Annotated in this window: 16 protein-coding genes; 5 read left to right on the top strand and 11 right to left on the bottom strand. The window is 40.6% G+C overall.

Annotated elements, in window-relative coordinates; genetic code table 11:
- The 9 genes from rplB to CH362_RS13715 are packed head-to-tail and all read right to left on the bottom strand — an operon-like array spanning position 1 to position 7,909.
- Positions 1 to 840 carry a 50S ribosomal protein L2 gene (gene rplB / locus CH362_RS13755; protein WP_100710922.1) on the bottom strand — a complete coding sequence of 280 codons (840 nt, stop codon included), beginning with the start codon at positions 838 to 840 and terminating at the stop codon, positions 1 to 3.
- A 3-nt stretch (positions 841 to 843) separates the two neighbouring features.
- The gene (locus CH362_RS13750; RefSeq protein ID WP_086448201.1) at positions 844 to 1,152 is read right to left on the bottom strand and encodes a 50S ribosomal protein L23; all 309 of its coding nucleotides are present in this window, start codon (positions 1,150 to 1,152) and stop codon (positions 844 to 846) included.
- Complete coding sequence (gene rplD / locus CH362_RS13745) at positions 1,149 to 1,784, bottom strand: 50S ribosomal protein L4 (RefSeq protein ID WP_100710921.1); 636 nt, start codon at positions 1,782 to 1,784, stop codon at positions 1,149 to 1,151. The genes CH362_RS13750 and rplD overlap by 4 nt, the downstream gene beginning before the upstream one ends.
- A 15-nt stretch (positions 1,785 to 1,799) precedes the next feature.
- Complete coding sequence (gene rplC / locus CH362_RS13740) at positions 1,800 to 2,420, bottom strand: 50S ribosomal protein L3 (protein ID WP_100710920.1); 621 nt, start codon at positions 2,418 to 2,420, stop codon at positions 1,800 to 1,802.
- Positions 2,421 to 2,431: 11 nt separating this feature from the next.
- A complete protein-coding gene (gene rpsJ / locus CH362_RS13735; protein WP_008593919.1) occupies positions 2,432 to 2,740 on the bottom strand; it encodes a 30S ribosomal protein S10 in 309 nt (102 codons plus the stop codon).
- Between the two features lie 10 nt (positions 2,741 to 2,750).
- The gene (gene tuf / locus CH362_RS13730; protein ID WP_100710919.1) at positions 2,751 to 3,956 is read right to left on the bottom strand and encodes an elongation factor Tu; all 1,206 of its coding nucleotides are present in this window, start codon (positions 3,954 to 3,956) and stop codon (positions 2,751 to 2,753) included.
- A gap of 51 nt (positions 3,957 to 4,007) precedes the next feature.
- Positions 4,008 to 5,882 carry an elongation factor G-like protein gene (locus CH362_RS13725; protein ID WP_100710918.1) on the bottom strand — a complete coding sequence of 625 codons (1,875 nt, stop codon included), beginning with the start codon at positions 5,880 to 5,882 and terminating at the stop codon, positions 4,008 to 4,010.
- Positions 5,883 to 5,940: 58 nt separating this feature from the next.
- Positions 5,941 to 7,242, bottom strand: a complete 1,302-nt coding sequence (locus CH362_RS13720; RefSeq protein WP_100710917.1) for a glycoside hydrolase family 1 protein — start codon at positions 7,240 to 7,242, stop codon at positions 5,941 to 5,943.
- A 1-nt stretch (position 7,243) separates the two neighbouring features.
- Positions 7,244 to 7,909 (bottom strand): TetR/AcrR family transcriptional regulator, encoded by a 666-nt coding sequence (locus CH362_RS13715; protein ID WP_100711128.1) that lies wholly within the window; start codon positions 7,907 to 7,909, stop codon positions 7,244 to 7,246.
- A gap of 187 nt (positions 7,910 to 8,096) precedes the next feature.
- Here CH362_RS13715 and CH362_RS13710 point away from each other — a divergent pair, with 187 nt between their 5' ends.
- From CH362_RS13710 to CH362_RS13700, 3 genes are all read left to right on the top strand, one after another.
- The gene (locus CH362_RS13710; protein ID WP_100710916.1) at positions 8,097 to 8,957 is read left to right on the top strand and encodes a bifunctional helix-turn-helix domain-containing protein/methylated-DNA--[protein]-cysteine S-methyltransferase; all 861 of its coding nucleotides are present in this window, start codon (positions 8,097 to 8,099) and stop codon (positions 8,955 to 8,957) included.
- A complete protein-coding gene (locus CH362_RS13705) occupies positions 8,954 to 9,658 on the top strand; it encodes a 2OG-Fe(II) oxygenase (RefSeq protein ID WP_100710915.1) in 705 nt (234 codons plus the stop codon). The genes CH362_RS13710 and CH362_RS13705 overlap by 4 nt, the downstream gene beginning before the upstream one ends.
- A gap of 68 nt (positions 9,659 to 9,726) precedes the next feature.
- The gene (locus CH362_RS13700; RefSeq protein WP_100710914.1) at positions 9,727 to 10,326 is read left to right on the top strand and encodes an alpha-ketoglutarate-dependent dioxygenase AlkB family protein; all 600 of its coding nucleotides are present in this window, start codon (positions 9,727 to 9,729) and stop codon (positions 10,324 to 10,326) included.
- On the opposite strand, the gene CH362_RS13695 is transcribed toward CH362_RS13700, so the two are convergent.
- Both CH362_RS13695 and CH362_RS13690 read right to left on the bottom strand, forming a co-directional pair.
- The gene (locus CH362_RS13695) at positions 10,323 to 11,372 is read right to left on the bottom strand and encodes a questin oxidase family protein (RefSeq protein ID WP_100710913.1); all 1,050 of its coding nucleotides are present in this window, start codon (positions 11,370 to 11,372) and stop codon (positions 10,323 to 10,325) included. The two genes, CH362_RS13700 and CH362_RS13695, sit on opposite strands and share 4 nt — an antisense overlap.
- A 36-nt stretch (positions 11,373 to 11,408) precedes the next feature.
- Positions 11,409 to 12,428 carry an MBL fold metallo-hydrolase gene (locus CH362_RS13690; RefSeq protein WP_100710912.1) on the bottom strand — a complete coding sequence of 340 codons (1,020 nt, stop codon included), beginning with the start codon at positions 12,426 to 12,428 and terminating at the stop codon, positions 11,409 to 11,411.
- 68 nt (positions 12,429 to 12,496) lie between these two features.
- Here CH362_RS13690 and CH362_RS13685 point away from each other — a divergent pair, with 68 nt between their 5' ends.
- Positions 12,497 to 13,084: a YdeI/OmpD-associated family protein gene (locus CH362_RS13685; protein ID WP_100710911.1), complete on the top strand. Its 588-nt coding sequence runs from the start codon at positions 12,497 to 12,499 to the stop codon at positions 13,082 to 13,084.
- Positions 13,085 to 13,203: 119 nt separating this feature from the next.
- Complete coding sequence (locus tag CH362_RS13680) at positions 13,204 to 14,691, top strand: RCC1 domain-containing protein (RefSeq protein ID WP_100710910.1); 1,488 nt, start codon at positions 13,204 to 13,206, stop codon at positions 14,689 to 14,691.
- Positions 14,692 to 14,808 lie beyond the last annotated feature (117 nt).

Genomic DNA, 14,808 nt, shown 5'->3' with positions numbered 1-14,808 from the left:
TTACCTGCTCCTATTTCCCTTTCTCTTCTGGATAATGAACTTGTCAGAAGGTTTAGCCCTGCGACGAGTTTTATATCCTTTGGTTGGAATACCCCAAGGAGTCACTGGGTGACGACCTCCGGAAGTACGTCCCTCTCCACCACCATGCGGGTGATCAACCGGGTTCATTACAACCCCTCTGACCTTAGGACGTTTTCCCAACCATCTGTTTCTACCAGCTTTACCGATGGAAACAAGGTTATGATCTCTATTGCTGCAAATTCCTATAGTAGCGTAGCAGTTCTGGTGAACTTTACGAACTTCAGAGCTTGGAAGTTTAAGAAGAACATACTCTCCGTCTCTACCAGCTATAGTAGCGAAGGATCCTGCAGTTCTTGCGATTTGTCCGCCTCTTCCAATTTTCAATTCCACGTTATGCACATTAGTGCCTGGAGGAATTTTCCCAAGTGGAAGTGCGTTTCCAACTTTGATTTCAGCCGCTTCTCCATTGGAAACTTTGTCTCCAACTTTCATGCCTTCAGCATTTAGGATATAAGCGTATTCTCCGTCAGAGTAACTAACAAGAGAAATAAACGCCGAACGGTACGGATCGTATTCTACAGTTTTAACTGTAGCGGTAATCCCTACTTTACGACGTTTGAAGTCGATGATACGATATTTGCGTTTTACTCTTCCGCCTTTTCTGCGAACCGCAATTTTACCACCTTCTCCGCGACCTGCTTTGTAATTTAAGCTGATCGTTAAAGGGCGATACGGTTCTGTCTCGGTGATTTCCTCAAAGGTTAATACCGATTTAAAACGGCTGGCGGCAGTAACGGGTTTAAACTTTTTAATTCCCATTTCTTATGCTTCCTTTCCGAAGTCGATGCTCGCGCCGTCTTGGAAAGTCACGATTGCTTTTTTCCAATGAGCTTTAGGAGCAGGTAGATGACGGAATCTTTTTATCTTTCCGCGATACACTTGGATGTTTACGGAAGAAGGTACTACATTGTAAATTTTGCGGAAAGCTTCCTTCACTAGAGTTTTGTTTGCTCTAGGGTGGATTTCCACAGTATATTTTACGGTTCTTTTACCGGCTTTCTCACCGATAGTCTCCAGATCCTGGGACTTCTCAGTGATGATCGGAGATAAAATTACTTCGTTAAGATTCATTTTCCTTCTCCGTAATGTTTGAGAATTTCTCCCAAAGCTGCTTCGGTGATTACAAGATTTCTATTATATAGAATGTCACGAACCGCGATACGTTTAGAGTTGATGTATTTTACAGTAGGGATATTACGAACTGACTTTTTAAGGAAGTCGTTCTCTCCATCTACTAAGAAGCCGATCACTCCGGTGTTCTTTAGTCCGATATTGCTGAATAAAGTAGAGAAAGCTTTTGTGCTGAATTCTTTTGGATCCAGATCTTCTATTACTTTAATGACCGCGTCTTGAGCTTTCTTATTCAAAACGGAAAGAACCGCTCTGCGTTTCACTTTTGGAGAAACGTTATAAGAATAATCTCTCTTGCGAGGTCCGTGAACAGTACCACCGCCCACCCATTGAGGAGCACGGATAGAACCTTGACGAGCTCTACCAGTTCCCTTTTGGGACCAAGGCTTTTTACCACCCCCGGATACTTCCGAGCGAGTTTTGGTATGATGATTCCCGGAGCGAAGGTTAGCATTCTCCGCTTTGATGGCGTCGTATATCGCGCCACTGCTATATTTGGATTCGAACAACGCTGCAGGAAGTTCGATTTCCGAGAGCAGTTTTCCTTCTTTTGAGTACTTCTGTGCTTTCATGACTAACCGCGGTCTTTATATCTTCTCAATAGTGATGATGGAGTTTGCACGTCCCGGAACGGATCCGCTTACAAAAACCAAATTTTCTGCTTCATTAATACGAACCACTTTCAGGTTCAATACAGTCTTTGTATCAAAACCCATACGGCCCGGTAATTTACGACCTTTGAATACTCTACCTGGAGTGGTGTTGGATCCCATGGATCCTGGATGTCTATGAAAACGAGAACCGTGAGCTCCTGGTCCACCATGGTGTCCGTATCTTTTGATAACACCTTGGAAACCTTTACCTTTGCTGGTTCCTGTAACTTTTACAATATCCGAAACTGCAAACACGTCTTGTGCTTTCAATTCAGCTCCCGCTGTCGGCTCTTCGCCGAAATTCCGGAATTCCTTCAACACTCTCTTAGGAGTTAGTCCAGCTTTTGCCAAATGCTTTATCTCGCTTTTGGTCAGGTGTTTCTCTTTATCATCCTGATAAGCTAATTGTATCGCGTCGTAACCGTCCGTAGCGGCGGATTTGACTTGGGAAACTGCGCAGGGACCTACCTCTAAGACGGTCACAGGAATAATGTTTCCTTGCTCGTCGAAGATTTGGGACATCCCTATCTTTTTACCGATTAATCCCTTTGCCATTTCTTCTTCCCTTAGGATTTAATATCCACTGAAACACCTGCAGGGAGTTGTAGCTTCATTAAAGCCTCAACTGTGTCTTCATTGGTGTCCAGAATGTCTATGAGCCTTTTGTGAGTTTTCATCTCAAACTGCTCTCTTGATTTTTTATTTACGTGTGGAGAACGGAGGACTGTGTATATTTCCTTCTTCGTTGGAAGAGGAATCGGACCGGAGACAGTAGCTCCGGTCCTTTTGGCAGTCGCAACGATCTCGTAAGTTGATTGGTCGATCAACTTATGATCGAAAGCTTTAAGCTTTACTCTGATCTTTTGGCCAGCCATTTCCTTTCTCTTACTCGGTGATCTCAGCCACTACGCCAGAACCAATAGTCTTTCCACCTTCGCGAATCGCGAATTTAAGACCTTTGTCCATAGCGATCGGGTGAATCAACTCGATGCTCATTGTAACGTTGTCACCAGGCATTACCATTTCCATACCGTTAGGTAGGTTACAAACGCCAGTGATGTCAGTAGTTCTGAAATAGAACTGTGGACGGTAGTTATTGAAGAATGGAGTGTGACGTCCACCTTCGTCCTTAGTAAGAACGTAAACTTCCGCGTTGAATTTTTTGTGAGGAGTGATTGATCCTGGTTTAGCAAGAACCTGTCCTCTTTCGATGTCTTCTTTTTTAGTTCCACGAAGAAGAGCACCAATATTGTCTCCAGCTTCAGCAGAATCTAAAAGTTTACGGAACATCTCGATACCAGTAACAACTGTTTTGGTAGTAGGGCGAACACCAACGATTTCAACTTCGTCGTTGATTTTCAAAGTTCCTTGTTCTACTCTTCCAGTTGCAACAGTTCCACGACCAGTGATAGAGAACACGTCCTCTACTGGCATTAGGAATGGTTTGTCAACGATACGTTTTGGATTCGGAACGTAAGTGTCCAATGCTTCCATTAGTTTAACTACTGATGGAGCTCCTAATTCGGACTCGTCGCCTTCAAGAGCTTTAAGAGCGGATCCATAAATGATTGGGGTGTCATCACCAGGGAAGCTGTACTTGTTTAACAAGTCACGAACGTCCATCTCAACCATTTGAATCATCTCTTCACGCTCATCAGCAGCAAGCATGTCCGCTTTGTTGATGAATACGATGATGTAAGGAACACCTACCTGACGAGCGAGCAGGATATGCTCTTTCGTTTGAGGCATTGGTCCGTCAGTTGCGGATACAACTAAAATCGCAGCGTCCATCTGAGCAGCACCGGTGATCATGTTTTTAACATAGTCAGCGTGACCCGGGCAGTCTACGTGTGCATAGTGACGGTTAGCAGTTTCGTACTCTTGGTGAGAAGTAGCAATGGTGATCCCACGAGCTTTCTCTTCAGGTGCGTTATCGATTTGGTCGTAAGCTACGGCTTTGTTTTTTCCACCCAATACTTTTGCAAGCGTAGTGGTGATTGCTGCCGTTAGCGTGGTTTTTCCATGGTCAACGTGTCCGATTGTACCAACGTTTAAGTGTGGTTTGGACCTGTCGAATTTCTCCTTAGCCATAGCGTTTTTAACTCCTTACTTTATTAACAAATCTGAATTCAGACTTGTTTGTTAAAACAATACAGAATGGTTATCAAAGTCGAAAAGGGTGTCCAAAGATAGGACGCCCCTTCCCTGTGCCATATTTCTAAGGACACCGCTAAAGCCAAGCAAGTTTTGCGTAGAAGCGCTTGCCTGAATCAAATGACGCCCTTCGGTCAACTCAGTGACCTTACGAATCTTCGCGTCCCTCTTAGCCAAACTGGCCAATATATCTCCGAGATATTGATTCGGTGTAAGAATCTCTAACTCGGAAAGGGGACCAATGAAATCCGAATGATTCGGAATTATGTCCTTTAAACCTTTGATGACAGCTACTTTGATCAGGGAAGAAATATCGAAAGACTTTGTCTCACTTGGAGACTCATAACCTTCGACAATCATTTGTAGACCGAGAACTTCTTCTCCGTCTATTCCCCGGGCGGTGACTTCCGTAAACGCGGATGTTATCGCCTCTTTGATTGGATCAGCTAGCTGAACATTAAACCGCACTCCCTTAGAAAAGTTGTGAGAACTTTCCAAGGACGCGAGCACCTGACCGCTCGAGATCTTTTGATCGAACGCGGTATGCTGAAATGCGACCTTTTGAACCAAATTTTTCCATAGAGCAAATCTTGCAACCTTGATTCCGCTTGTTTGAAAGCTTTTTGAAAAAGACTCTTTCAAACGAGAGAGAGAAATCTCTAAATGCAACTCGCCGGTACCTGATAAACGAAATTGGCCGGTCTCTGAGAGAATATCCACGCTTACCGCTTCATCCAACCAAGCCAGATCTTGCAAACGATCCCAAAGTTCTTGTCGATCTTCTTCCTTTTCTGGTTCTATTAAGATCTGAAATTGTTTTCTGATCGGAGTGAGTAGAGTTTTGTTTTCTGTATTATGTCTCGAAAGAATTTCTCCAGGGATCCAGTTCAGAAGAGATGTGGTCGCGAGAAGTTCTCCTGCATGACCTGCAGAAACTTCTTCGTAGTCCCTTGCGGAAATTTGGTATAAGTTCTCTATCTTATATTTTGTTTCCCCATGTAAGAAGAAGTCCCCGACTTTGATGGGTGCTAATGTTTGGAAATGAAGAAGTTTTCCAAGTTCAGGATGGATCTCTCTTTTGAATGCAACCCCTGTTTGTTCTTTGGAAGAAGGTTGAACAGGTTTTCCTTGGGCAAGGACCTCTAAGAGAGAAAGTAATTCATTTACACCTAGTCCCTGGAGTGCGGACCCTCCCAGCACTGGAAAAATTTTCCCTTCCCAAAATCCTTTTACCAATCCTTTGATAGCAAGCTTAGGAAGAAGGCCATGATCTTTAAGATATTCTTCTGAAAGCCCGTGATCCCATTCTATCAATGGCAGGAACTCAGACTCCTCCCCTTCTCCCTTTAAGATAGGAATACTTCCATCTTCTCTAAATAGAAGAATTGGCTCTTTTCCTAATGCTACTTCCAGATCCACGAGAGGGGAAAGAATGTCCGCACCTGGACGATCTAGTTTATTTAGAAAAAATAATATTGGTTTTCCTGACTTTCTAAGAGCCTCCACATTTTGGAAGGTCTGTGATTTTAATCCTTCAAAGGAATCGATAAGAACTAAGCCAAAATCGGAAACTAGTAGAGAAGCATTTGCTTGGGATTGAAAATCCAAATGACCAGGATTATCCACAAATTGTAGAATGACTCGAGGCTTTTCAGGATTAGGATATGGAATCCGAGCCACGGTGGACTGGATAGAAATTCCCCTTTCTATTTCTTCAGGGAGATAATCGGACTCTGTGGTACCTTCTTCAATTCTGCCCGGCGCAGAAATTTTGCCGGTCTCAAATAAGATCCTTTCTAAGAGTGTGGTTTTGCCCGCATCAATATGCGCGAATATTCCTGGATTTAAGAATGGTACTGACATGGATCCCAAGCCGAAGGTCGAAACACCATTCGTTCTTCAGCAAGGGAGCAAGTCAATATTATCCGCGTTGTTGAATCTTCTTAGTACGGCAAATCTCTGCGTAACGAAGTGCACTTAAGCGCGGTTTTCTTTTCATAGTAGTGTAATCCACTTCTACCAAACCAAATCTAGGACCATAACCATCATTCCATTCTAAATTATCCAAAAAGGACCAATGATAATAGCGTTCTACTTTAACACCTTCATCCAAAAGTAATTTGATCTGATATAGATGATCTACGATATATTTTTCCCTCTTCTCATCTTTCTCATCAGGAATTCCGTTCTCTGTGATATAGATAGGAAGTTTGTATTTGTCCCAAGCGCGATGGCAAACTTTGTGGATACCTTCTGGATAAATTTCCCAACCCAGATCATTCTTCTCCGATTCGGAAACCTTAGGATCTACCAAAGGAGTAGCGAATAAATTGCCTGGATTATAACTAGCCTTGAACAAGTGTCTGGAATAATAATTAATCCCTATAAAATCGCAGAAGATCCCCTTCCCTTCCGGATAACCACCAAAGCCTAAAGGGAAACAAAGTTTACCTTCTACAAAACCTTTCATATGGATTTCATGAAATAGATAATCGCTTAAGAAACAACCTAGTTTAGCGAGAGGATGAGAATTAAAAGGTTCGAATATAGCAAGATGATGAGCAAATCCTACTTTTGTTTCTCCCGCAAAACCAAGTTCTTTACGGATCTTGTGAATAAGTTTATATGATTTCAAATGTACAAGGATTAGGTTTTTAGTAACCTTCATGTAGGCAGCAATATCGCCATGACTTCCTGGTGGATATTTTCCATCCATATAACTATCATTTGCGAATACATTCGGCTCGTTGATCGTGCACCATTCTGAAACCAAATCTCCAAAATTTCTAATGGAGAAGTCCACGAATTTAATAAAGTCCTCTACTGCATTTTCAGAAAGCCATCCTCCTTTTTCTTGGTACCATTGAGGGCAGGAAAAATGATGAAGAGTTACAAGTGGCTTGATCCCGGCTTTGATCAACCTTTGGAATTCGTCGCGATAATGTTCTACTCCTTCTTTAGACCATTCTCCTTGTTTAGGTTCTATACGACTCCACTCAATACTCATTCGATAACATTCTTGATGAAGTTGAGAAAGAAGTTCTATATCTTCTACATATCTGCGATAATGATCAGCTCCAGTGATGGATGATTCTCCATTTCCAACTTTTCCGATAAGAGACCAAGCATACCAATTATTATAGATATCTCCACCTTCTATCTGAGTTGCTGCAGTTGCAGAACCTAATAAAAAATCTTTAGGAAGTTCAAAACTTTTAGACATGTTAATTCTCCTTCTTTTCTCCGGGATCTTGTTTTGTTTCTAAAGCAAGCACCAATAGATCTATTTGCGTTTGTACTAGTTCCATACCATTCACCCCGAATTCTCTCGGTATCAAAGTTTCTCTAAGAGCAACTCTTTGCCCAAGACTCCAAAGAACTGTTGTAATTGTAGGAACTAGTATTGCTAAGGAAGAAGGGATACTGAGACTTCTATCCCCTTCTCCCTTTTCTAAAATTTGTATGATAAGTTTTTCGGTGAATAGAAACTCTGCGAATAAAGACTCTTCTGAAGAGGCGTCTAATTGAAAAGAACTGCGCTCTCTGAACACAAAGTCGAACTCCGCAGTGAAACGAAGCAAAGGTTTATGAGTTTCTAAATATTTGGCCAGAGTTTTGAGAAAGGAAACTAGTTCATCTCTTCCGGAAAGATTGGAACTTCTTAACCTCTCGAAAGTTTGAAGCTGAAAATCATTCCAAGGAGAAAGAAGTTTTCTAAGAACTTCAATACTGAGCGCTTCTTTTGTATCAAAGTAACGATATAGATTTCGCCGAGTGCAAGATGCTTTTGCGGCAATATCCTCCATGGAAACTTCCAGGAGTCCTTTGGCCAGAAACAGGGATTCTGCAGCTTCTAATACAAGTTCTCTGGTTTGCTCCCTCGTTCCCACATCCCCTCTTTTAAAAATGTCACATATTGTGACATTTTTAAAAGAGGGGATCTGAAATGAAGAATCGTCAAGCCTTGTTTTAACTAAAATTAGGAAAGAAGAAGGTCTTTTAAATAGCTGGAATTTCTGGTACAAATAGCAAGTATCGGGTTTCGAGTTATCTCTTTCTTATCTATACTCCAAAATCATGAAAGGACAACAAAACACAGACTTTGATAGGATTGCAGACGCGATCTTCTATCTTCGTAAAAATTTCAAAACACAACCAAGTTTGGAAGATGTGGCAGGCAAATTAAAACTTAGCCCTCATCATTTCCAAAGAATGTTCACCGACTGGGCAGGAGTAAGTCCAAAGAAGTTTTTACAATATACCACTTTGGAATACGCTAAAAATTTATTAAAAGAGAATGGATCCTCTTTGTTAGACACGGCCTTAGACTCAGGACTTTCTGGAACAGGTAGATTACACGATCTATTTGTTAATATAGAAGGAATGACTCCAGGAGAATACAAGAATGGAGGAAAGGATCTATCGATTAACTATAGTTATGCGGAATCTCCTTTTGGTAAATTACTTGTGGCTTCTACTTCAAAAGGAATTTGTTATATTTCATTTTTTGAAAATGAGAAGAAGGTATTCCAAGAGTTAAAGTCGATTTTCCCGAACGCGACTTATAATCAAACAGTGGATATGATCCAACAAAATGCATTGTTCATATTCACTCATGATTGGAGCCAATTGGGTAAGATAAAATTACATCTTAAAGGTACAGACTTCCAGCTCAAAGTATGGGAAACTCTTTTAAAAGTCCCTATGGGAAAACTTTCCACATACGGACAGATCGGAGAACAAATGGGAAATCCTAAAGCGACAAGAGCAATAGGAACTGCGATCGGAAATAATCCAGTAGCATTCTTAATCCCTTGCCATAGAGTGATTCGTTCTTCCGGAGAATTCGGTGAATACCATTGGGGAGATTCGCGTAAAGTTGCGATGATCGGCTGGGAAGCTGCTAAAACGGATCTGGTCAATAGGAATGATCTGTGAACCCAGATTTTGCTAAATTAAACTGGGACAGTCTATTAGAAAATTTGAATTCTTCTGGGGCTGTCCTTCAAAAGAAAGTTTTGGATGAGGCAAGTTGTTTAGATTGGATCTCTTTATACAATCAATCTGATCTATTTCGCAAAACTGTAGTAATGGAAAAATATCGTTTCGGGTTCGGAGAATATAAATATTTCAAAAATCCTGAACCTGAACAAATTATAAAAATCAAAAAGGAAACCTATCCGCGACTTTCTCCATTAGCGAATCAATGGATGGAAAATTTAAAAATAGATAAACGATTTCCTTTAGATCTAAACACTTTTCAAGATTTATGCGTAGAGAAAGGGCAAACCCAACCTACAAGTCTTTTACTCAAATATGGAAAAGGAGGATTTAACACTCTTCACCAAGATTTATATGGAGATATTTATTTTCCGATCCAGTTAGCATTCTTCCTAAATGAACCAGATAAGGATTATGAAGGTGGCGAATTCGTACTAACTCAGTCGAAACCGAGAGCTCAATCTAAAGCTATAGTATTCCGTCCCGAAAGAGGAGATATGATCATATTCACTACTGATTTTTTCCCAGTCAAAGGGGCAAAAGACTATTATAGATCTCAGGTTAAACACGGAGTCAGCGAAGTTCATAGTGGAAACAGACACACTCTGGGTATAATCTTTCATTACGCGGTATCTTAAAGAAGCGATCCGTTTAAGGTTTAGACCTTGTGGGCACTGTTTAAAAGAAAAATATAAAGTTTGGAAACATGGAACTATTTGAATCGGAAAGGCAGAGGAACTTACTTCCTTATCAGGGAATTGTAACGTATTACGGGACGATCATTGCTCGAAATCTTTCAGATAGTCTTCTAAAAATTTTACTCGAGGACATCCCTTGGAGGAACGACGAGGCTATAATTTACGGGAAACATATAATCACTAAAAGAAAAGTAGCCTGGTTCGGAGATTCAGATTATGAATACACATATTCAAACACCACTAAAAAAGCGCTACCTTGGACAAAAGAACTTTCTGAACTCAAAAGTTTAACAGAAAAAATTACTGAAACCAAATTTAATTCCTGCTTACTTAATTTATATAATAATGGAGAAGAAGGAATGGCCTGGCATAGCGATGATGAAAAATCGTTAGGAAAAAATTCTACTATCGCTTCTCTATCATTCGGGGCAGAAAGAAAATTTTACTTCAAACATAAGTCCACCAAAGAGCAAGTTTCTTTAATATTAGAACATGGAAGTTTATTAGTAATGCAAGGAGCCCAAGAATCTTGGCTGCATAGCCTTCCTAAAACAAAATCGATCAAACAACCCAGAGTAAATTTGACTTTCAGAACAATGCGCTATTAAGATAAAGGTTCCAAAAACTTTCTAGCTAAACGAGCAGCTGCGTAATATGCAGGAGAAGGATTGAATTCAAATTCTTTCAAACATACTTCCGTAAATTTGATCGCGTGTTCGTCTCCATGCTCAATTGCCCTATCTATCATTTCTTCTCTGGATTCTTTTTCTATTTTTTCAGGAAGTTCTAGATTTGATTTTTTACCGAACGCAGAAAACAAAGCCGCGCCCGACTGCCAGGAATATCGTAACACCGATTTTTTTTCATGCTCATTCAGAAAAGGTAATATACTTCTAAGAGCAGAAACACTTGTTACGGAATGTATAAAAACGATCGCAGAAAGATTATCTTCCACATTATTTAAGACAACTCTAGAAAACCCTTCCGACAAACCTGAAATAATTTCTTCAGGCTGTTTAGAAACGTTTAGATATCCGATCACAGGAGAAAAATGATCATATTCTCCCAATCCCTGCAAAGAAGAAACGATTGTACCTGAAAAATTTTTAGATTCTTTCGGAACAAAGTCCACTTTTTGTATGGCATCTTCCGGTTGTAGGCCCAACAAAGAATCGAAAGAAGTCGGCAATTCCAAATAAGTAGAAGCCCAAACTGCTAACCCGGAAGCAAGTTCTCTCTTCCTACGTCTTGATTCTTTTCTAGTTAAACTTCTGACTGCATGTCCAGTACGGATTACACCATGAGTAGCATCCGCGCAGATCCCTGGAGCAAGTTTGACCGCCCATTCAGAGACAGTTTTCTGCCAGGGACCTTCTTCCAATTCTGTATTAAAAAAGTTTTCCCACTCAGGATAAGTTTCCGGAAATCCTAAGAAATCTTTCCAGTCACCGCTATAAATTTTGTTTCTGGGTTTCTTTTTTTCTAAAAATTGGTTTCCGTATCTTTCCAACCAAGGAAAAACACTTTCTCTTTTTCCCATTGTGAGCAATGCCTCGCAGGCCATAGGAGCATGATTACTAAGTCCGTTTTTTAGATCCGGACCATAGGGTTCTAAATATTCTAAAACTTTTTCCATCGTATCCTCTTCTTCCATATAGCCTAGCCGCCTTGATCCGCACCAACCAGTATATTAAAATAACAGAATGCTCTCAAAACCTCGCAGGATCTTGAATTGTATCCCATCCTGGGAAGTTTTCTGTATCATAAACTCCATTCCGGTTTTCACATCGTCTCCTAAACTCAAGTTAGGCTCCAAAGGTTGAGTCAATGGTTTGAAAAAATTATCCCAATGTACAGGGATTACCATCTTAGGAGAAATTTTGGTCACAGTTTCTTCGTAATACTTTGATTTAAATTCTTCTTCTTGTTTGCCTAGCATAGCAATCCCTAAGAATAGAACATCTGCCTTTAAACCTTCCCAAGCATTCTCAATATAATTTGTGCTACCTTTGATCAAGATGGAATGTTTTCCATGTTCCACCAAGAAGTCGTAAGTCCCACCTTCTATATAATCCTCTGCCTTAGCAGGTTGAGGCAGTGCTTCCGTTAAATCCGGTCTATTTGGATCTGCAGCATTTGTTTTTCCCAAAATTTTAAAAGGAGGAGTATGTTTTGAATTTAGTACAGTGATCTTAAACTTACCTATCTGGATCTTCTTGCCGGGTTGGAATAATACCAATTGTTCTTCAGGAAGTCCTCCTCCTTTTCCAATCTGGATGGTGGAGAGGGAGCCGTATAATTTTGCTCCAGTCTCTTTGGCAATATAAGGAGAATCCATAGAATGATCATAATGAGAATGACATACTAAGATCCCTTTCAAACGTTTAATGCCTGCAAGAAGCATAACGTATTTGATCTCTTGTTCATCAGAAGAAATTTTTGAGAACATAGTTTTAAAAAGAGAAGGCCTCGAAAAAAATCCATCGGTCAGAATCTGAGTCTCCCCATCATCTAATAGAATGGAGCTTGTCCCTAAAAATACTGCTCTTATCTTTCCCTTTGGGATCTCAGAAGATAGATCCTTAGGATCATTTCCTATAAAATGTTCCTTATAGTCCTGGATATTTGCGGAAGATGTCAGACAGTTCTGCAATAATAAGACCGCAGTCAAAAGACTAAAAAAACCGGACTGGGAACCTCTTATACTCATGCTACCTACCGAAAATAACTTTCATAAAGTTATATACACTTCAAACTTCTGCCAAGTAGAAATTCCTAATGATACCAAAGTTCTTTAAGACAGGAAAGGAATTCCGCTCATGGCTTTCCAAAAATTATAAAAAAGAAACAGAACTTCTTCTAGGCTTTTATAAGATAAAGTCCTCTAAAAAGGGAATTCTATATGGAGAGGCAGTCGATCAGGCGTTATGTTTCGGTTGGATAGATGGAATCAGAAAGAATATAGACGAAGAGAGTTATTCTGCCCGTTTTACTCCCAGAAAGATAGGAAGTATTTGGAGTAAGGTTAATATAAAACGTATCCAAGAGTTGATCCAGGAAGGTTTAGTCCAAGAGTCTGGCTTACAAGCCTTCCATTCTGAAAAGAAGAAGACTGCGCAATATTCGTTCGAACAGGAGAAGATAGAACTACCTTCTGCATTTAAAAAACAATTCCAGAAAAATAAAAAAGCCTGGGACTTCTTTACAAGCCAAGCTCCCTCTTACCAGCGAACCGCTATTTGGTGGGCGATCAGTCCCAAAAGAGAAGAAACCAGACTTAAAAGGTTGGATATCCTAATCTCAGACTCCCAATCCCAAAAAAGGATAGATGCTGTCACATGGAAGAGGAAGGAGCCCCAAACCTAAAAGGCATATCTACCCTTTTCCTTTGAAATTCGTGTTTTAATGGATTGACCAAAAGGTGATTCTTTCGATTTTGGTATTTTTGATATTGAGACTTAGATTCATTATCGCGAGGGAATACCATGAAACGCTTATTACCCCTAGTTCTTCTATTCCTATGGACCTGCTCCAATTCATCCTCCAAAACTCCAATGGGGCTATTAGGCGGAACCACCTCCACTGCAAGTTCCAATTTCGAGATCACCTCTCCCGCCGAAGGAGAGGTTTTATCCGTTTACCAATTTGACCTGGGGATCACGGGTGCAAGCTCCGGGACCTACGAAGTTTTCCTAAATGAAACTAAGGAAACAGAAATTGAAGGAGAAAGCACCGAGTTACAAATAACAAAACTCAAACCAAGAAGAGGACAAAACACTCTCAAGGTAGTTTTAACAAATGGAGAAGGTAACGTACTTGAAAAATCCGTCTCCTTCTATTTCGGAAACAAACTAACAGCTGGTGGGGCACATTCAGGATTTATAATAGATGGTTTTATCTATTCCTGCGGAAGAAATAATAAAGGCCAACTCGGGACTGGATTTTCAGAAGGAGATACAACCAATCCGAATATATTAAAACTTACTTCAATCTCCGGGATTGTAAGCATTTCATTTAACCAAAACAATTCATTAGCAATTAAAGACGATGGAAAAGTGTATACCTGGGGGGCAAACGCGCAAGGGCAATTGGGACTTGGAAATACAACTGAACCTGCGGTAGGAACTGCAGGAAATCCTGCTGCACAAACACCTCCTACAGAAGTTCCAGGAATCACCGACGCAGTTATGGGTGCGTTCGGTTTCAACCATGCAGTGATTTTAAAGTCAGATGGAACAGTAGTCGCATTCGGACAGAATAATGTGGGCCAATTAGGAAATGCAGATCCAGCTATTACGACTACAACAGTCTCTTCCAATCCTGTGACCGTTGTTGGACTTACAAATATCATACAAGTAATTGCGGGTTCTCAACATTCTGCCGCCTTAGATTCAAACGGTGACGTTTATGTTTGGGGAAGAAACCAGTATGGAAATTTAGGAAATGGAAGCACCTCCACAGCAACCGCAATCACATCAACTCCCGCTAAGGTTCCTGGACTTACCGGTATCAAAAATATTGCAAATGGAAGAGATCATATTCTTGCATTAAAAAGTGATGGGACGGTTTTTGCTTGGGGATTAAATGCAAGCGGTCAGTTAGGATTGGGAAATCAAGATAGTCCCAAAAATTCTCCATTACAAGTAAATAATATAACAAATGCGATCAGGGTATTTGCAGGTGGAACCCAAAGTTTTGCACTACTCTCCGACGGAAGTATCCAAGGTTGGGGAGAAAATGGACAAGGTAATCTAGGAAACCCCGATGCTGCCACCAAAGTTACAGAACCAAACTTAAGTGTGGTTGGAATTGCAAAAGGATCAAGCTTAGGAATAGGAGCTCTTCACGGTTTCGTGTTATTACCGGATAGCTCCGTATATGGTTGGGGTTGGAATTTCAGAGGCTCTTTAGGGAGACCTGATCTGCAAGATAGCTGGGCAGCCAAAACTCCTGTCGCATTGACATTTCCTTAATATAAGTGGCGATTAATATTCAAAGAATTATATTAGCATTTTCTGTTTTTCTAATAGGATGTTCCGAACTTGGAAAACAAGTTTTTGGGAATGGGAACTGTGACCCTCAAAACTTGA

It is taken from the genome of Leptospira saintgironsiae (assembly GCF_002811765.1).
GTDB classification, from domain to species: domain Bacteria; phylum Spirochaetota; class Leptospiria; order Leptospirales; family Leptospiraceae; genus Leptospira_B; species Leptospira_B saintgironsiae.
Note: the sequence above shows the minus strand (reverse complement) of the source record. Positions and strands in the feature narration are given on the sequence as shown.